At 60.3% G+C, this 17,553-nt stretch carries 16 protein-coding genes and 2 pseudogenes; 12 read left to right on the forward strand and 6 right to left on the reverse strand.

The window, feature by feature from the left end:
• Window positions 1-564: 564 nt before the first annotated feature.
• The 4 genes and pseudogenes from CKW18_RS30345 to CKW18_RS25685 all read right to left on the reverse strand — a co-directional run.
• Window positions 565-678, reverse strand: a pseudogene (locus tag CKW18_RS30345) (type I methionyl aminopeptidase); the annotation flags it as partial.
• A 398-nt stretch (window positions 679-1,076) separates the two neighbouring features.
• Window positions 1,077-1,868 carry a type I methionyl aminopeptidase gene (gene map / locus CKW18_RS25675; protein WP_095191347.1) on the reverse strand — a complete coding sequence of 264 codons (792 nt, stop codon included), beginning with the start codon at window positions 1,866-1,868 and terminating at the stop codon, window positions 1,077-1,079.
• On the reverse strand, window positions 1,865-2,092 hold the full coding sequence (locus CKW18_RS25680; protein ID WP_007918027.1) for a ParD-like family protein: 228 nt from the start codon (window positions 2,090-2,092) through the stop codon (window positions 1,865-1,867). Before CKW18_RS25680 ends, map begins: the two co-directional genes overlap by 4 nt.
• Before the next feature lie 64 nt (window positions 2,093-2,156).
• Window positions 2,157-3,014: a LysR substrate-binding domain-containing protein gene (locus CKW18_RS25685; RefSeq protein WP_095191348.1), complete on the reverse strand. Its 858-nt coding sequence runs from the start codon at window positions 3,012-3,014 to the stop codon at window positions 2,157-2,159.
• Between the two features lie 109 nt (window positions 3,015-3,123).
• Between CKW18_RS25685 and phnD the strand changes: the two genes are divergently transcribed.
• The 9 genes and pseudogenes from phnD to CKW18_RS25730 all read left to right on the forward strand — a co-directional run.
• Window positions 3,124-3,990: a phosphonate ABC transporter substrate-binding protein gene (phnD, locus tag CKW18_RS25690; protein WP_095191349.1), complete on the forward strand. Its 867-nt coding sequence runs from the start codon at window positions 3,124-3,126 to the stop codon at window positions 3,988-3,990.
• On the forward strand, window positions 3,987-4,778 hold the full coding sequence (gene phnC / locus CKW18_RS25695; RefSeq protein WP_095191350.1) for a phosphonate ABC transporter ATP-binding protein: 792 nt from the start codon (window positions 3,987-3,989) through the stop codon (window positions 4,776-4,778). Before phnD ends, phnC begins: the two co-directional genes overlap by 4 nt.
• A 2-nt stretch (window positions 4,779-4,780) precedes the next feature.
• Window positions 4,781-5,599, forward strand: coding sequence for a phosphonate ABC transporter, permease protein PhnE (phnE, locus tag CKW18_RS25700; RefSeq protein WP_095191351.1), 819 nt, complete (start codon window positions 4,781-4,783; stop codon window positions 5,597-5,599).
• A 109-nt stretch (window positions 5,600-5,708) separates the two neighbouring features.
• Entirely contained in the window at window positions 5,709-6,800 is a 1,092-nt protein-coding gene (gene psrA / locus CKW18_RS25705; RefSeq protein WP_095191352.1) for an iron-containing alcohol dehydrogenase PsrA, read from the forward strand.
• Between the two features lie 131 nt (window positions 6,801-6,931).
• On the forward strand, window positions 6,932-8,227 hold the full coding sequence (locus CKW18_RS25710; protein WP_095191353.1) for an MFS transporter: 1,296 nt from the start codon (window positions 6,932-6,934) through the stop codon (window positions 8,225-8,227).
• Between the two features lie 10 nt (window positions 8,228-8,237).
• Entirely contained in the window at window positions 8,238-9,107 is an 870-nt protein-coding gene (locus tag CKW18_RS25715) for a LysR substrate-binding domain-containing protein (RefSeq protein WP_095191354.1), read from the forward strand.
• A 74-nt stretch (window positions 9,108-9,181) separates the two neighbouring features.
• Window positions 9,182-10,009: a phosphonoacetaldehyde hydrolase gene (phnX, locus tag CKW18_RS25720; protein ID WP_095191355.1), complete on the forward strand. Its 828-nt coding sequence runs from the start codon at window positions 9,182-9,184 to the stop codon at window positions 10,007-10,009.
• Between the two features lie 363 nt (window positions 10,010-10,372).
• Window positions 10,373-11,308 (forward strand): Ppx/GppA family phosphatase, encoded by a 936-nt coding sequence (locus CKW18_RS25725; RefSeq protein ID WP_095191356.1) that lies wholly within the window; start codon window positions 10,373-10,375, stop codon window positions 11,306-11,308.
• Between the two features lie 111 nt (window positions 11,309-11,419).
• Window positions 11,420-11,566 (forward strand): annotated as a pseudogene (locus CKW18_RS25730) (histidinol phosphatase); the annotation flags it as partial.
• On the opposite strand, the gene CKW18_RS25735 reads toward CKW18_RS25730, so the two are convergent.
• Window positions 11,550-12,056, reverse strand: coding sequence for a GNAT family N-acetyltransferase (locus CKW18_RS25735; protein WP_095191357.1), 507 nt, complete (start codon window positions 12,054-12,056; stop codon window positions 11,550-11,552). The pseudogene CKW18_RS25730 and the gene CKW18_RS25735 overlap by 17 nt on opposite strands.
• A gap of 207 nt (window positions 12,057-12,263) precedes the next feature.
• Complete coding sequence (gene metE, locus CKW18_RS25740) at window positions 12,264-14,552, reverse strand: 5-methyltetrahydropteroyltriglutamate--homocysteine S-methyltransferase (RefSeq protein WP_095191358.1); 2,289 nt, start codon at window positions 14,550-14,552, stop codon at window positions 12,264-12,266.
• Between the two features lie 136 nt (window positions 14,553-14,688).
• On the opposite strand from metE, the gene CKW18_RS30825 reads away from it, so the two are divergent.
• From CKW18_RS30825 to CKW18_RS25750, 3 genes are all read left to right on the forward strand, one after another.
• Window positions 14,689-14,856: a hypothetical protein gene (locus CKW18_RS30825; protein WP_218274357.1), complete on the forward strand. Its 168-nt coding sequence runs from the start codon at window positions 14,689-14,691 to the stop codon at window positions 14,854-14,856.
• A gap of 120 nt (window positions 14,857-14,976) precedes the next feature.
• The gene (locus tag CKW18_RS25745; RefSeq protein WP_095191359.1) at window positions 14,977-16,353 is read left to right on the forward strand and encodes a pyridoxal-phosphate dependent enzyme; all 1,377 of its coding nucleotides are present in this window, start codon (window positions 14,977-14,979) and stop codon (window positions 16,351-16,353) included.
• Window positions 16,350-17,522 carry a cystathionine gamma-synthase gene (locus CKW18_RS25750; RefSeq protein WP_095191360.1) on the forward strand — a complete coding sequence of 391 codons (1,173 nt, stop codon included), beginning with the start codon at window positions 16,350-16,352 and terminating at the stop codon, window positions 17,520-17,522. Before CKW18_RS25745 ends, CKW18_RS25750 begins: the two co-directional genes overlap by 4 nt.
• Window positions 17,523-17,553: the final 31 nt, after the last annotated feature.

A 17,553-nucleotide genomic window follows, 5' to 3' on the forward strand; every position in this document is an offset into this window, starting at 1 on the left:
TGGAAAAACGCTATGAATCAGTTTGCGATTTTGTACGGAGATCGATTCATCAGGTCAAACTGGTGAAATGAAGGCCTGCCTAACGGCAGGCCATTACCAGCCCGCACACAAAAAATCTGACACTCTCGCGATCTTTTGATCTTGCCTTTAAAAAGATCGCAGCCTCGTTTCACTCGACAGCTCCGACAGAAATGCATTCCAAATGTGGGAGCGGGCTTGCTCGCGAAGAGGCCGTGTCAGTCACCAACAATGTTGAATGACACACCGCTTTCGCGAGCAAGCCCGCTCCCACAGGGGTTTAGTGGTGTTCAGGTAATGGGGGAATAGCCTTCGATTTGATCCGGCCACGCCATCAGCACTTCAAACCCAGTCTCCGTCACCGCCACCATATGCTCCCACTGCGCCGACAACGAGCCAGCCTCGTTTCACTCGACAGCTCCGACAGGAATGCATTCCAAATGTGGGAGCGGGCTTGCTCGCGAAGAGGCCGTGTCAGTCACCAACAATGTTGAATGACACACCGCTTTCGCGAGCAAGCCCGCTCCCACAGGGGTTTAGTGGTGTTCAGGTAATGGGGGAATAGCCTTCGATTTGATCCGGCCACGCCGTCAGCACTTCAAACCCGGTCTCCGTCACCGCCACCATATGCTCCCACTGTGCCGACAACGAGCCATCCTTGTTTCACTCGACAGCTCCGACAGAAATGCATTCCAAATGTGGGAGCGGGCTTGCTCGCGAAGAGGCCGTGTCAGTCACCAACAATGTTGAATGACACACCGCTTTCGCGAGCAAGCCCGCTCCCACAGGGGTTTAGTGGTGTTCAGTTAATGGGGGAATAGCCTTCGATTTGATCCGGCCACGCCGTCAGCACTTCAAACCCGGTCTCCGTCACCGCCACCATATGCTCCCACTGCGCCGACAACGAGCCAGCCTCGTTTCACTCGACAGCTCCGACAGAAATGCATTCCAAATGTGGGAGCGGGCTTGCTCGCGAAGAGGCCGTATCAGTCACCAACAATGTTGAATGACACACCGCTTTCGCGAGCAAGCCCGCTCCCACAGGAGGTTAGTGGTGTTCAGTTAATGGGGGAATAGCCTTCGATTTGATCCGGCCACGCCGTCAGCACTTCAAACCCGGTCTCCGTCACCGCCACCATATGCTCCCACTGTGCCGACAACGAGCCATCCTTGGTCAGCACCGTCCAGCCATCCGGCATGTTCTTCACATGGCGCTTGCCCGCATTGAGCATCGGCTCGATGGTAAAGATCATCCCGGCCTTGAGCTTCATCCCCTGATTAGGGAAGCCGTAGTGCAGGATCTGCGGTTCATCGTGGTAGATCTTGCCAATCCCGTGCCCGCAATACTCGCGCACCACACTGAAGCCTTCGTTCTCCGCCAGACTCTGGATCGCATGGCCGATGTCGCCCAGGGTCGCGCCCGGACGAACCGCGCGAATACCCGCGCACATGGCGTCGTAAGTGGTCTTGATCAAATGCTGTGCTTCAGGTGTGGCTTCGCCAACCACGTACATGCGGCTGGTATCGCCGAACCAGCCATCCTTGATCACCGCGATGTCGAGGTTGACGATATCGCCGTCCTTCAACGGCGTACCCGACGGAATGCCGTGACACACCACATCGTTGACCGAGGCGCAGACGGTTTTCGGAAAACCGTGATAACCAACGTTGGCCGGCACCGCTTTCTGCACATTGACGATGTAGTCGTTGCACAGCCGATCCAGCTCATCGGTGGTCACGCCAGCCTTGACGTGCGGCACCAGCATGGCCAGCACGTCGGCAGCCAGTTGGGCAGCCACGCGGGATTTGGCAATGTCGGCCGGGGTGTTGATCTTGATCTGGTTTCTCATGCGCTGACGGCTTCCTGTGTCAGTTGTTGCAAATCGAGCCCACCGTTCTGCTCAGCGCGGATCAGCAAGCGGCAAATGGCGCTGTGGTCGAGGTTGGGGTGCAGCTCGGCGAGCATGCCGATGCGCATCCAGTGCTCGGCCTGCGCATTGATCGAGCGGCTGAGCGCGTTGCTGGAGATACGCAGGTTCTCGTGCATGTCCTCTGAAATCTTTACGATGCCCATATATGAATCCGATACGATGTGTATATGGATCGTATATTAGCCAAGCCTTATGCAGAATTGCAAATCAACGCAGCGCTGCGTCGAAAAACGATGAGACGAGTCGACTGGAGCGCCGCTCCGCCAGGCAGTACAGGTAGGTCTCGGTAAACAGCTCCTCGCCCTCGATCCTGATCGTGCGGATGCTCGGGTCGGCAATGAACTCCGCTTCCGACACCACGCCCAATCCCAGGCCCCGCACCACTGCTTCACGCAGCGCCTCGCGGCTGCCGATTTCCATGGCGATGCGCGGTTTGACCTGCGCGGCATTCAGCGCCTGTTCCAGCACCCGCCGCGTGGTCGAACCGGGCTCGCGTTGCAGCAGACGCTGTCCCTCCAGCTCTTCGAGACGCACACTGCCGCGATCGGCCAGCGGATGCTCACGGTGGGCAAACAGGATGATTGCGTGCCGCGCATACCGCACGGCACACAACGCTGGATCATCCTGACGCCCGGCCAGCACGGCGATGTCGGTCACATAATTTTCCAGATCCGAGAGCACCTGCGCGGAGTTGCCCACGCGGATCGATACGTCAATGTTGGGGTGTTTTTGCAGGTAACTGTCGACCATCTCGATCACATGAAACGGCCCCACCGCACCGACCTTGAGCTGGCCGCTGTCGAGCCGTCCGGAATCGCGCAGCAGGTTGTGCGCCTCCAGCTCCAGCAGAGCGATGCGCTGAGCGATGGGCAGCAATTGCCGGCCAACATCCGACAGCTCGATCCGCCGCCCGCGCCGATGGAACAGCTCGACGTTGTGCTGCCGCTCCAGGCTTTGCACTTGCGTGGTCAGCGTCGGTTGGCTCAAGCCTGACGCCCGCGCCCCGGCACTGAAACTGCCGTGACGCGCGACGGCGAGAAAGGCCCGCAATTTGGCGCTCGACATCCATAGACTCCATCAATAGTTAGCTGCTGTTTCCCATATTGAATTGATTGAATGACTGTCACGTGACAGCCCTAGCCTGTGGCAACTCCCAACCACACCGTGGAATGCCATGAAAACAATCAAACAGTTTCTGCGTGTCGTCAGCTTCACCGCACTTGCCTTTGGCGCCAGTCAGGCCTGGGCCAAAGACAAACTGACCATTGGCCTGATCCCTTCCGAAGATTCCCAGGCGATGATCGAATCGAGCAAACAAGTGCTCGATGATCTGCAAAACAAACTCGGCATGCCGGTGGTGCCGTTCGTGGCCAGCGACTACAACGGCATCATCGAAGCGCTGCGCTCGGGCAAACTCGACGTCGCTTACCTCGGACCGTTCTCGTATGTGCTGGCGACCTCTGTGGCCGATGTCGAAGCATTCTCGGTGGCGGTGACGAAGAAGACCGGCCAGAGTGCTTACAAAAGCGTGATTCTGGCGCGCAAGGACAGCGGCATACATACCCTCGCCGACCTCAAGGGCCGCACCTTCGCTTTCGTCGATCCAAGCTCGGCGTCCGGGCATCTGTTCCCCAAGGCCGGGCTGGAGCAGGCCGGGTTCGTTCCTGACACGTTGTTCAAGCGAGTGATTTTCTCCGGGTCCCACGACGCCAGCATCCTCGCCGTCGAGAACAAAAAGGTCGATGCCGCTGCTGTCGCCGACCGCATCTTCGCCAGCGCTGTGGCCAAGGGTGTGGTGAAGCAGGATGACTTCGAAGTGGTCTGGAGTTCCAAACCGATTCCCGAATCGCCGATGGTCTGGCGCAAGGCGCTCGATCCTGAACTGAAGCAGAAAGTCGCCGCCGCACTGGCCTCGATCAAGGACGTGCCGTGGGGAGATCAGGGCGTACTCAATGGCTTCCAGCCCACCACTGACGCGGCGTATGACGTGGTGCGCGACACTGCCAAGGTGCTCGATCTCGATTTGCGGAGCATGAAATGATCAGCATCCGGCAACTGACCAAGCATTACGGCAGCACCCCGGTATTGCGCGGCATTGACCTGGAGGTCGCGGCCGGCGAATTCGTCGTGGTGCTCGGTCAGTCCGGCGCTGGCAAATCGACCTTGCTGCGTTGTATCAATCGCCTGACGCAGGCCGACAGCGGCACATTGACCGTGGCCGGCATCGACGCCCTCGCCTGCCCTGACACCAGCGTTCTGCGCCGCGAAGTGGCGATGATTTTTCAGCATCACAACGTCGTGCCGCGTTTGAGTGTCTTGAAAAACGTACTGACCGGACGCCTCGGTTCGGTCGGTACCCTCGCCTCGATTCTGCAACTGTTCCGCCGTGACGATGTGGCGCTGGCCATGCAATGTCTGGAGCGCGTCGAACTGGCGCACAAGGCTGGCGAGCGCACGGATTCGCTGTCCGGTGGGCAGAAGCAACGCGTCGGCATTGCTCGCGCGTTGGCGCAGCGACCGAAAGTGATTCTGGCCGATGAGCCGATCGCCAGCCTTGACCCGAAAACCGCGCGCCTGGTGTTGCAGTACCTGCGCGACGCCACTCGCGAGCTGGGCATCACCGTGCTGTGCAATCTGCATCAGGTCGAATACGCCCGCGAGTTCGGCGACCGCGTGGTCGGCCTCGCGCACGGCAGCCTGGTGTTCGATGGCAAAGCGTCGAGCATGACCGACGCCGATCTGGCACGAATCTATCCGGGGCAATTGGCGGAATCTTGCGCAGAGCTCCCGAAAACCACCCTGTCCTATCGCACTGCTTCGAGGGCCTGAGCATGCAATCGCCAAACTATCAGTGGGTCGGCGTTCGTCCCCGTGGCCTGCGCAGTTGGCTGACCACCGCCGGTGTTGTCCTGATCGTGCTGTGGACGCTTGACTGGAGCGCCCAAGGCGCGCAACTGAGCCTCGGCGAACTGGCCGCCGGGTTGCCGCAGATTGGTGATTTTCTCTCGCGCACCTTTCCGCCGGACCTGAGCATCCTCCCGCGACTGCTGGCGCCGGCAGTAGAAACCCTGCAGATCGCCATCTGGGGCACCTTGCTCGGGGTGTTGCTGGCGATTCCGCTGTCGTTTCTCGCCGCACGCAATCTGAGCCGCAACCGCTGGCTGTTTCACGCCACCCGTCAGGCACTGAATTTTACCCGCAGCATCAACGAACTGATCCTTGCCTTGATCTTCGTCTCGGCAGTCGGGCTCGGCCCGTTCCCCGGCGTATTGGCGCTGGCGCTGCATGGCGTGGGCATGCTCGGCAAGTTCTTCGCCGAGAGCATCGAAGAGATCGACCAAGGCCCGATTGAAGCGCTGCAAGCGACCGGTGCTCGGCCGCTACAGGTGATCGTGTTTGGTGTTTTGCCGCAAGTCATCACTGCGTGGATTGCGGTGATTCTGTACCGCTTCGAAGTGAACCTGCGCTCGGCAACGGTGCTGGGCATGGTCGGCGCTGGCGGCCTGGGCTTCGAACTGGTGAGCAGTCTCAAACTGTTCAAATATCAGGAAACCGCGACCTGCATCATCGTCATCACGTTCATGGTGATCGTCGCCGATGCCGTTTCGAGCCGGCTGCGGGCGTCGATCCAGAGCGGTTCATCCGTTTAAGTAGCGCTGTTATCGGCCCAGCCGATTCAAACCTGCGATTTATCGATTTGTGCCGTTGTCGGGCGCCACAGAGTATGTGCCCACACGACAACAACAAGAAGGATCCACCATGACTGCCCGTTTTCAAAACCCCGTCGACACCCGCTTCGGCTGGGGCAGCCTGCAAGAACTTGCCGCCCTTACCGAGCAGCAAACCGTTGCCCTCGTGACCTTTCCCGAGGCGCGTGGGCTGGGGCTGGTGGATCGCCTGCAAGCCCTGCTCGGTGAGCGTCTGGTCTATGTTTTCGAAGATGTGCAACCCAATCCCGATGTCGCGCATCTGCGCAGCACCTACGAGAACTTCTGGCAGCAGGCCGGCGGCTGTGACGTGGTCCTGGCCGTCGGTGGCGGCAGTGCCATTGATACCGCGAAGGCGTTGATCGTCGGTACCGAGTCAGGACGTTTCGATGAGCTGCTGACGCTGCTGGCAACCGGCAAACCGTTTACCCCGCCACACTGCAAACAGCTGATCGCCGCGCCGACCACGGCCGGCACCGGCAGCGAAGTCACGCCGTGGGCGACCATTTGGGACAGCGCCAGCCAGAAGAAATACTCGTTGCACCTGGATTGCACCTGGCCGCGCGTGGCGATCATCGATCCGCAACTGATGCTCACCGTGCCGGCCGGCGTGACCGTTTCCACCGGGCTCGACGCACTGTCCCATGCACTGGAGGCAATCTGGAATGTGAACGCCAACCCGGTCTCGGATACCTTCGCGATCTCGGCGATTGAAGACATTCTCGAGTGCCTGCCGAGCCTGCAAAAAGACTTGTCCAGCCAGGAACTGCGCACGCGCATGGCGTTGGCCGCGCTCAAGGCCGGGCTGGCATTTTCCAACACCAAAACCGCGCTGGCGCATTCGATTTCCTACGAAATGACCCTGCGTCACGGTTTGCCTCACGGCATCGCCTGCTCCTTCACCCTGCCGCTGGTACTGGGTCTGGCCTGGGGTCACGACGTCACCCGCGACCGCACTCTGCAGCGGGTCTTCGGCGAGGATTTGCCCAAGGCTCAACAGCAGTTGCGCGAGTTCCTCCATGCCCTGGGCGTGAAGACTGAATTCGCCGACTACGGCGTCTCGGCACAGGACGCCGAAGACATCATTCACCTGGCGATGCAAGGCGCGCGCGGCAAGAACTTCATCGGTTCGCAAGCTGCCTGATTTCGCCCGAAACCTGAACCACCCAAGCACAGCCGGCGGCGTCAAACGCTGCGGTGATTTCCTGTCGCACCGAAAAAGAGTGCACCCGCCGTCGACACCCGGCGGGAACCCACAACAATAAGGAAAAGATCATGAATCGTGCCGAAACAATGCCTGGTCTCGCCGTACGTTCTGCCTCGTTCCGGGTCGCGCAGTGGCGCATGCTGCTGGCGGCGATGTTCTGTTACCTGTTTTTCTACACCGGCCGGCAGACCTTCGGGTTTGCCATTCCGGGGATTCAGGCCGAGTTCGGTCTGAGCAAGGAAACCCTCGGCTGGGCGTCTGCGGCGATGTTGTGGGCGTACGCCATCGGCCAGGCCATCAACGGCAACCTCGCCGACAAGTTCGGCGGCCGGAAGATCATGACCCTCGGCGCAGTACTGTCCTGCGGCGCCAATTGGGTGACCAGTTTTGCCGGCGGCTTTGCCAGCCTGATTCTGCCGTGGGGCGTCAACGGTTACTTTCAGGCCTTGGGCTGGGCGCCGGGCGGGCGGCTGATTGCCAATTGGTGGGCGGCGGGCGAGCGCGGCAAGGTCTATGGCTTCTACACCTTCGCCGCCGGTTGCGCGTCGGTTCTGTCGTACGTCACCTCTATCGTCGTGCTTGAAGTGCTGCAACTGGAATGGCGCTGGATCTTCCGTTTGCCGGTGCTGCTGATGCTTGCCGGCGGGATCATTTTTTATCTGGTTGCCCGCGAACGGCCACAGGATCTGGGCTTCGAGCCCGTGGCCGACACCGGTGTGGCCAACGCTGAGGACAAACATCAGGAAGCGGCACAGGGCGAAGTCGAATCCTCGGCACAACGTTATAAAGCGGTGCTGAAGAACCCTCGCTTGCTGATCGCCGCACTGTCATTGGGCTTTCAGAACGCGGCGCGCTACGGCTTGATCGTCTGGGTGCCGGTGCACTTTCTTGGCGCCGACTGGAAAAGTGGTGACAGCCTGATCGATCCGAAATGGATCACCGTCGCCCTCCCCGTTGGCATGGCGGTCGGCGCGTTGAGCAACGGCTGGGTGTCGGACAAGCTGTTCGGTTCCAAGCGTTATCTGGCGATCATGCTCTATATGATGCTGGGTGCTGCGACCAGTTTGTGGATGTGGAGCCTGCCGCCACACAGCGTAATCGGTCTGGTCGCGCTGTTCCTTTGCGGCTTCTTCGTCTACGGCCCGGCGTCGAGTTTCTGGGCGCTGTGCCCGGATCTGGTCGGGGCCAAACGCGCCGGTACGGCGACCGGGATCATGAACTTTTCCTCTTACCTGTTCGCCGGATTGGCCGAGCCACTGATCGGGCGTCTGCTTGACACTACGGCAAATACGTCTCTGATCTTCATAGTGGTCACCAGCGCCTGCCTGTGCAGCGCAGCAGTGGCATTGTTCATCCGACGCTGACGGGGCTTGTATGTACCAGTATCACAAGTGGTTGCGTTCGTTTCATGCGGTGGCCAAGACCGGCAGCTTTACCCTGGCTGCCGAGTTTCTCAGCGTCGGCCAGCCGACCGTCAGCGAGCAGGTCAACGCGCTGGAAAACACCTTCTCGGTCGAGCTGTTCCATCGGCGTGGCCGCTACATCGAAATGAGCGCCGCCGGGCACAAGCTCTACGCCATCACCCAAGGTCTGTTCGGCCAGGAGGATGAAGCCGTGCAACTGTTGCAGAGCTTCAAGCAGCGCAAGACCGGCATGTTGCGCCTGGGCGCGGTGTCGCCACCGATTGCGATGAACCTGACGTATGAGTTGATGCAGCGCCATCCGGATATCGAGCTGGAAACCTCGTTTTCCTCGGAAAAGGACACTCTGGCGCGGCTGTTCAACTTCGATATCGACGTGGCGATTCTGGCCTTGTCGGAATTCGATGAGCGCTTCCACACGCGGCTGTATCACCGTTACCCGATCATTGCCGTGGTCCGCGATGACCATCCATGGGCCAGTCAGGCGCAGGTTCACATCAGTGAAATCAGCGGCGAAAAATGGGTAATGCGCGAGAAAAGTGCGCGCACCCGGCAATTGGTAGAAGAAAGCTGCAAACGCCTCGACATCGAACTCGATTGCGTCATGCACCTGAACAGCCGCGAAGCCATCGTGCACGCCATCGTCAAGGGCATCGGCATCGGGTTTGTCTCGGCGGTCGAGTACGCCGAAACCCCCGGCACCACGCCGATCACCTTTGTCGATCACCCGTTCTTCATCGAATACCACCTGTGCTGCCTCGGCATCCGCAGGAACCGGCCAGTGATTGCCGAACTGTTTGATTCCAATCCACCGCTGACCTGATCAGCACTGCCCCTTGAACCGCCTACCTCATTGCCGAGGGACGGCCCACGCTTACCTGAAAACGGAGATTGACCATGCAGTACCAACAACCGACTCACCTGCAAGCCGCGATCCTCGACTGGGCCGGCACAGTTGTCGATTTCGGCTCGTTCGCGCCGACGCAGATTTTCGTCGAAGCCTTTGCCGAGTTCGGCGTCGCGGTATCGCTGGAAGAAGCGCGCGGCCCAATGGGCATGGGCAAATGGGATCACATCCGAACCCTGTGCAACCTGCCGCAGATTGCCGAGCGTTATCGTGCAGCATTCGACCGCGTGCCGAGCGATGACGATGTGACGGCGATCTACGAACGCTTCATGCCGCTGCAGATCGAGAAAATAGCCCTGCATTCGGCGTTGATCCCGGGCGCGCTCGAGGCGATTGCGGCGTTGCGCGACAAGGGTTTGAAAATCGGTTCGTGCTCGGGTTACCCGGCGGTGGTGATGGCCAAGGTTGTCGAACTGGCGCGGGAAAATGGCTACGTCGCTGACCATGTCGTCGCCACTGACGAAGTGCCGAATGGCCGACCATATCCGGCGCAGGCGTTGGCCAACGTGATTGCTCTGGGCATCGATGACGTGGCCGCGTGCGTCAAGGTCGACGACACCTGGCCGGGGATTCTCGAAGGGCGCGCCGCCGGCATGTGGACGGTGGCATTGACCTGTTCCGGCAACGCACTGGGCCTGACCTATGAGCAATACAAGGCATTGCCATCGGATCGACTGGCGGAAGAACGTGCGCGGATCGGCAAGATATTCGCCCCCTCGCGCCCGCATTATCTGATCGACACCATCGCCGAGCTGCCCGAAGTGATCGAAGACATCAATGCGCGTCTGGCCCGAGGCGAGACCCCGCAAACCTGCTAATCACCTACATGATCGTTCCCACGCTCTGCGTGGGAATGCCTCAAGGGACGCTCTGCGTCCAGTGACGCGGAGCGTCACTGGCTGCATTCCCACGCAGAGCGTGGGAACGATCACCGCAGAGCGTGGGAACGATCAGGTGCCTCGCTCAAATCGCGGACAAAAAAAAGCTGCCAAAGTCGGCAGCAAAAACTTTAAGAACACGCGGTGTATTGGCCTCAGCATAGACGCCGGATAATGACAGTGTCATGACAGCCACACATTCATTGAACCGCCCCTGCCCCGTCATGAGGATGTCATCAAGATCGCGGCAGAATCCTCGCAAACCGTCTTGAGCCTCGCGACAGATGCTCTGCAAGGATTCCCATGAAAGAAGACGCCTCGCTGTTTGCCGCCATCGACCTGGGTTCGAATGCCTTTCGCCTGATGATCGGCCAGTCAGTGCGAAGCCGCAAAGGCTTGCAGATTCAGGAAGTGAAAACCCTGCGTGAACCGGTGCGACTTGCTGAGGGTTTTGATGGCGGCGCGCTGGATGCGTTGGCCCTGGATCGTGGCTGGCAGGCGTTGGCGCGGTTCGGCAAGAAGCTGCGCGGTTTCCAGGCCGGTCGAGTCCGTGCGGTGGCCACCAGCGCGGTGCGCGAAGCCGACAATTCGCAACTGTTTCTGGCCAGTGCCGAACGGCATCTGGGTTTTCCCATTGACGTCATTTGCGGCCATGAAGAGGCGCGGCTGGTCTACGCCGGCGTGACCCACGCCTTGCCGAACGCCGAAGACCTGCGCCTGGTGGTCGACATCGGCGGCGGCTCCACGGAGCTGATCCTCGGCCAAGGCTCGCAACCTTTATTGACGGAGAGCATCGCCATCGGCAGCGGCACTTTGAGCGCGCGGTTCTTTCGCAGCGGCGATGTGTCCGCCGGCGCGTTACAGGAAGCCGAACGCTTCGCCATCCTGCAGTTTGAAAAAGTTGCTCGTCGCTATCGCGCTCAGGGCTGGCAGCAGACCATCGGCTCCTCCGGCACCGCGCGCATGCTTGCCAAAGTGCTCAAGGCCAACCACCTCAACGACTTCGGTCAGGACGGCATCACCTATGGCGGACTGCTGCGCCTGTCGCTGCTGCTGTTGAAGGTCAACAACGTGCAACAGCTCAAGCTCGCCGGCCTGCAACCACACCGCCAGAGCATTCTGCCCGGTGGGCTGGTGTTGATGCTGGCGGCGTTCAAAGTGTTCGGCATTGCGCAAATGCTGCCCTCCGAACCGGGTCTGCGGTTAGGCGTGTTGCACGGTTTGATGAGCCAGCACTGATCCTCGCCACGACAGATTCGTCCGCCCTTCAGCGGCGCTGATCGACGACCGGAGCTGATGATCGAAAACTGCGGCAGCACCCTGACCTTCCAGCACGCGCCGACACCTCAGGCGGTACTGGAACGCGGGCGGCGGGTGGCGTTAGGCGAGCCGCTGGAGGTGCTGACACCGCAGCGCTTACAGAAGCCGCTCGGGGTCAGGGCGCATTACCTGACGGAGCCGTTTGATGGGGCGCAGATTCTCAGATTTCACTTATGACGTTTTGCAGGTGAGTTGTTTGCCAGATCGGGTCAGCGTCGACGTCGATGATCTCGAAACCTTGCCGTTGCCAGAACGCGATGGCGCCCGGCAGAAACGGATGGGTGTGCAGATAGATCACCTCAACTCCGTCGGCCAGTGCCAGGTCTTTGAGTGATCGGTACAACGCGCCCGCCAACCCGGATCGCCGTTGTGCAGGCACGACGAACAGGCGCACGATTTCCACCACGTTACGGTCGGGATAATCAAGGTTCGGAAAGCGTCGGTCGTATGGCAGATAGCCAATCGAGGCAACGATCTGCCCCGCCTGGCGAGCAATCAGAAAACGCCCTGCCCCACGCAGATAAACCTCGGCGAACCGCGCCAGATCATCAGGCATGCCGGTCGCGCTCAGCTTGGGAAAAAGCTCGGCGCGGGCGTTTAGAACAAAATCAAGAACTTCAGGAATGTCGGCGTCGGACACGGCCTGAATAATCGGTTGATGACTCATGTAGCGGTAAACACCTGGACTGCGGCTGGCCACAGTAGCAACAACAAGTCCCGTGAGGCCATCCAGAATCTCATGCCTTACACAAAACCCTGTGGGAGCGAGCCTGCTCGCGAAGGCGGCAGATCATCCAACATTGATGTTGACTGACCGGACGCTTTCGCGAGCAGGCTCGCTCCCACAGGTGTTGTGTTTCATGCAGCCAGAGTGTTACGCCAGCTCTTTACGCAGCTGGCGGGCGGCGGTGACCATGTGCACCAACGCCGCTTCGGTCTCCGGCCAGCCACGGGTTTTCAAACCGCAATCCGGGTTGACCCACAGCCGCTCGGCCGGAATCCGCTTGGCCGCTTTGCGCAGCAGATTGACCATTTCCGAGGCATCCGGCACCCGTGGCGAGTGAATATCATAGACGCCCGGGCCAATGTCGTTCGGGTAAGCGAAGGCTTCGAAAGCCTCCAGCAACTCCATGTCCGAACGCGAGGTTTCGATGGTGATCACGTCGGCGTCCATTGCTGCAATGGACTCGATCACATCATTGAACTCGCTGTAGCACATGTGCGTGTGGATCTGGGTCTCGTCGCGCACACCCGAGGCGCACAGGCGAAATACTTCCGTCGCCCAATCCAGATAAGGCTGCCACTGCGCCTGACGCAACGGCAGGCCTTCACGGAACGCCGCTTCGTCGATCTGCACGATCTTGATGCCGGCGGCTTCCAGATCGACCACTTCGTCGCGAATCGCCAGCGCCAATTGGCGGGCCTGCACTTCACGGCTGACGTCTTCACGCGGGAACGACCACATCAGCATGGTCACCGGACCGGTCAGCATGCCTTTCATGACTTTGTCGGTCAGGCCTTGAGCGTAGCGAATCCATTCGACAGTCATGGCTTTCGGACGGCTGAGGTCGCCAAAGATCACCGCCGGTTTCACGCAACGTGAGCCGTAGCTTTGCACCCAACCGAAACGGGTGAATACATACCCGTCGAGTTGCTCGGCGAAGTACTCGACCATGTCGTTACGCTCGGCTTCACCGTGCACCAGCACGTCGAGGCCCAGACGCTCCTGGATTTCCACCGCGTGGCGGATCTCGCTGTGCATGGCTTCGGTGTACTCGCCTTCACTGAGTTTGCCTTGCTTGAACGACTGGCGAGCGAGGCGGATCGACGCGGTTTGCGGGAACGAACCGATGGTCGTGGTCGGGAACAGCGGCAGATCCAGACCGGCACGCTGCTTGGCGATGCGCTGGGCGAACAGCGACTGACGCTGACTGTCCTTGGCCGTAATTGCGGCGACACGAGCCTGAACGGCCGGTTTGTGAATACGTGGCGACGCAGCGCGAGCAGCCTGTACCGAACGGCTTTCAGTCAGTGCGCGCAGCACTTTCGGCGCTTCAGGTTCATTGACCGCTTGCGCCAGAACCGCGACTTCTTCGCACTTCTGCACGGCAAAGGCCAGCCAGCTTTTCAGCTCGGCATCGAGCTTGTCTTCACGCCCCAGATCCACCGGGCTGTGCAGCAGCGAGCAGGACGGCGCCACCCACAGGCGCTCACCCAGACGCTCATGGGCATGGCGTAAAGTCGCCAAGGCATTTTCCAGATCGCAACGCCAGACGTTACGGCCGTTGACCACGCCCAGGGACAACACTTTGTAGGCCGGCAGACGATCAAGAATGGTCGGGTATTGCTCCGGTGCGCGCACCAGATCAATGTGCAAACCATCAACGGGCAAGTTGGCGGCCAGACCGAGGTTTTCTTCCAGACCACCAAAGTAAGTGGCGAGCAGTTTCTTCAGCGGGTCACGCTGGATCTGGTTGTAGGCACGCTCAAAGGCGTTTTTCCATTCCTGCGGCAGGTCGAGCACCAGAATCGGCTCGTCGATCTGCACCCACTCCACGCCTTGGGCGGCGAGCCGCGCAAAGATCTGACCATACAGCGGCAGCAGACGATCGAGCAGTTCGAGCTTGTCGAACTCGGCACCTTTGGCCTTGCCCAACCACAAATACGTCAGCGGACCGATAATCACCGGTTTGACGTTGTGGCCCAGCGCGCGAGCCTCTTCGACCTCTTCGAACAACTGCTCCCAGCCCAGCTGGAACTGTTGATCCGCGCTGAATTCCGGGACCAGGTAGTGATAGTTGGTGTCGAACCACTTGGTCATTTCCTGCGCGTGGGCACCACCGCAGCAACTGTCGCTGACGCCGCGCGCCATGCTGAACAAGGTTTGCAGACTGGCCTTGCCATCGTGCGGACGGAAGCGTTCAGGGATCACGCCGAACATCAGTGAGTGCGTCAGGACCTGGTCGTACCAGGCAAAGTCGCCGACCGGCAGCAGCTCGATGCCTGCCTGTTGCTGCAAGTCCCAGTGAGCCTTGCGCAGATCGCGCCCGACCTCACGCAGCCCGGCCTCGTTCAGTTCTCCTTTCCAGAACGCCTCTTGCGCCTTTTTCAGTTCGCGGTCGCGACCGATGCGCGGAAATCCAAGGGAATGGGCCAGTGCCATAACAAACAACTCCAATGTTCTGTTGATGGCGGCCATTGTCGGCAGCGCAAGCGAGTGAGACAAACTCAATTTAATCGCGATGATCACAAATTTTACTCATGATCAAGTCATCGCTGCCTCTGCTCGAACAACGCTGTTGCCCCTGCGCGACATTCCGATCCTGAAGCGGTTTGCACTGCAGGATATTTATCCGCAGATCAAGCGTTTCGTGATGACGAAGGCGCCCTTTGAATACTCGATGGCGCGTCTATATAAACGCGCTCGAAGCGTGCCCGTGCGCGCCGTGTTTTTGTTCTATCGTTAGATCGAAATGGCAGTATTTGCGGGCGACTAAAGGTTGCGACGGCCCCGGTCTGAGCCTATGTTGCACGCGAGCTTATTCCCCGCGAATGGAACGCGATCAACACCACAAAGAGGTGAAGAGATGTCAAAGGATTCACGCCCTGCCGTACTTGGGCTGATCGGCAATACGCCGCTGGTACAAGTGACCCGCTTCGATACCGGCCCCTGCACACTGTTTCTCAAACTCGAATCACAAAACCCCGGCGGTTCGATCAAAGATCGCATCGGTCTGGCGATGATCGATGCCGCTGAACGTGATGGCCGCCTGAAACCCGGTGGCACCATCGTCGAGGCCACCGCCGGCAACACCGGCCTGGGCCTGGCACTGGTCGGCCGCGCCAAAGGTTATCGCGTGGTGCTGGTGGTGCCCGACAAGATGTCCACCGAGAAAGTCCTGCACTTGAAGGCCATGGGCGCCGAAGTACACATCACCCGTTCCGATGTCGGCAAGGGCCATCCCGAGTATTACCAGGACGTCGCCGCGCGACTGGCGAAAGACATTCCCGGCGCGTTCTTCGCCGACCAGTTCAACAATCCGGCCAACCCGCTGGCTCATGAATGCAGCACCGCGCCGGAGATCTGGGCACAGACTGAACATGATCTGGACGCCATCGTCGTCGGTGTGGGTTCGGCCGGCACCCTGACCGGGCTGACGCGTTTCTTCAAACGCGTACAACCGGATCTGCAAATGGTCCTGGCCGATCCGGTCGGCTCGGTGATGGCGCAATACAGCCGCGACGGCTCGCTGCCAACCCCCGGTTCGTGGGCGGTCGAAGGCATCGGCGAAGACTTCATTCCGTCGATCACCGACCTCTCCAGCGTGCGCCACGCGTATTCGATCAGCGACGAAGAAAGCTTCGATCACGCCCGTCAATTACTCAAAGCCGAAGGCATTCTCGGCGGCTCGTCGACCGGTACCCTGCTCGCCGCCGCGCTGCGTTATTGCCGCGAACAAACCGAGCCAAAACGCGTGGTCAGTTTCGTTTGCGACACCGGCACGCGCTACTTGTCGAAGGTCTACAACGACCAATGGATGACCGATCAGGGCTTGTTGCAGCGCAAGGGCTACGGCGACTTGCGCGATCTGATCGCCCGACGTTTCGAGGATGGCCGGGTGATCAGCGTCGGTCCCGACGACACCTTGCTGACCGCGTTCCAGCGCATGCGACTGGCGGACGTTTCGCAACTGCCGGTGCTGGTTGAAGGCAAGGCACTGGTCGGCGTGATCGACGAATCGGACATCCTGCTGGCCGTTCACGAAGATGCCGCGCGTTTCAGCCAGTCGGTCTCCAGCGTGATGACCGACAAACTGCAAACCCTCGCCCCCGGTGCGCCCCTCTCTGAACTGGAATCAGTGCTCAGCCGCGGCCTCGTCGCCATCATCGCCGACGCTTCTGGCTTCCATGGCCTGATCACTCGCACCGACATGCTCAACCAATTACGGAGATCCCTCGCATGAGTCAGCACGACAAGAATCCCCAAGGCTTCGCGACCCGAGTGATCCATGCCGGGCAGGAGCCTGACCCGACCACCGGGGCGCTGATGCCGCCAATCTACGCCAACTCCACCTACCTGCAAGACAGCCCCGGCGTGCACAAGGGCTTCGACTACGGCCGCTCGCACAACCCGACGCGCTTCGCGCTGGAGCGTTGCGTGGCGGATCTGGAAGGGGGCACTCAGGCGTTTGCGTTCGCGTCCGGGCTGGCGACGATTTCCACGGTCCTCGAACTGATCGATGCCGGGTCGCACGTTATCTCCGGCAATGACCTGTACGGCGGCACCTTCCGCCTGTTCGACAAGGTGCGCCAGCGCAGCGCCGGGCATCGTTTCAGCTACGTCGATCTGACTGACCTGTCGGCGTTTGAAGCGGCGCTGCAGGACGACACGCGCCTGGTCATCGTCGAGTCGCCGACCAACCCGCTGCTGAGCCTGTCGGATCTGGCTGCCATCGCGCGCATCTGCCGTGCCCGCGGGATCATCAGTGTGGCCGACAACACCTTCGCCAGCCCGTATATCCAGCGTCCGCTGGAACTGGGTTTCGACATCGTGTTGCACTCGACCACCAAGTATCTCAACGGGCACTCCGACGTCATCGGCGGTATCGCCGTGGTCGGGCAGAACGCAGAACTGGCCGAACGACTGGGCTTTTTGCAAAACGCGGTCGGTGCGATTTCCGGGCCGTTCGACGCGTTTCTGACGTTGCGTGGAGTGAAGACTCTGGCGCTGCGCATGGAGCGGCATTGCAGCAACGCCCTGGATCTGGCGCAGTGGCTGGAGCAGCAGCCACAGGTCAAACGCGTCTACTACCCAGGTTTGGCGTCCCACCCGCAGCATGAATTGGCCAAGCGGCAGATGCGCGGTTTCGGCGGGATGATTTCTGTTGATCTGAATACGGATCTGGCTGGCGCGCGGCGCTTCCTGGAGAACGTGGAAATCTTCGCGCTGGCCGAAAGCCTGGGGGGCGTCGAGAGCCTGATCGAGCACCCGGCGATCATGACCCACGCCACCATTCCGCCTGAAACCCGGGCGAAACTGGGCATCGGTGACGGCCTGGTGCGTCTGTCGGTGGGTGTTGAAGACATCGAAGACCTGCGCGCTGATCTGGCGCACGCACTGTCGAAAATCTAGACCTGCAAGAACGACAAAGCCCGCACGATGC

Source organism: Pseudomonas sp. Irchel 3E19, assembly GCF_900187585.1.
GTDB classification, from domain to species: domain Bacteria; phylum Pseudomonadota; class Gammaproteobacteria; order Pseudomonadales; family Pseudomonadaceae; genus Aquipseudomonas; species Aquipseudomonas baetica.

Coding starts and splice junctions, on each gene's coding strand:
- metE (WP_095191358.1), bottom strand. CDS start 14,552: ATGGCACTGGCCCATTCCCTTGGATTTCCGCGCATCGGTCGCGACCGC.
- CKW18_RS25710 (WP_095191353.1), top strand. CDS start 6,932: ATGAATCGTGCCGAAACAATGCCTGGTCTCGCCGTACGTTCTGCCTCG.
- CKW18_RS25680 (WP_007918027.1), bottom strand. CDS start 2,092: ATGGGCATCGTAAAGATTTCAGAGGACATGCACGAGAACCTGCGTATC.
- CKW18_RS25735 (WP_095191357.1), bottom strand. CDS start 12,056: ATGAGTCATCAACCGATTATTCAGGCCGTGTCCGACGCCGACATTCCT.
- CKW18_RS25725 (WP_095191356.1), top strand. CDS start 10,373: ATGAAAGAAGACGCCTCGCTGTTTGCCGCCATCGACCTGGGTTCGAAT.
- CKW18_RS25685 (WP_095191348.1), bottom strand. CDS start 3,014: ATGTCGAGCGCCAAATTGCGGGCCTTTCTCGCCGTCGCGCGTCACGGC.
- phnE (WP_095191351.1), top strand. CDS start 4,781: ATGCAATCGCCAAACTATCAGTGGGTCGGCGTTCGTCCCCGTGGCCTG.
- psrA (WP_095191352.1), top strand. CDS start 5,709: ATGACTGCCCGTTTTCAAAACCCCGTCGACACCCGCTTCGGCTGGGGC.
- CKW18_RS25750 (WP_095191360.1), top strand. CDS start 16,350: ATGAGTCAGCACGACAAGAATCCCCAAGGCTTCGCGACCCGAGTGATC.
- phnD (WP_095191349.1), top strand. CDS start 3,124: ATGAAAACAATCAAACAGTTTCTGCGTGTCGTCAGCTTCACCGCACTT.
- phnC (WP_095191350.1), top strand. CDS start 3,987: ATGATCAGCATCCGGCAACTGACCAAGCATTACGGCAGCACCCCGGTA.
- CKW18_RS25745 (WP_095191359.1), top strand. CDS start 14,977: ATGTCAAAGGATTCACGCCCTGCCGTACTTGGGCTGATCGGCAATACG.
- map (WP_095191347.1), bottom strand. CDS start 1,868: ATGAGAAACCAGATCAAGATCAACACCCCGGCCGACATTGCCAAATCC.
- phnX (WP_095191355.1), top strand. CDS start 9,182: ATGCAGTACCAACAACCGACTCACCTGCAAGCCGCGATCCTCGACTGG.
- CKW18_RS25715 (WP_095191354.1), top strand. CDS start 8,238: ATGTACCAGTATCACAAGTGGTTGCGTTCGTTTCATGCGGTGGCCAAG.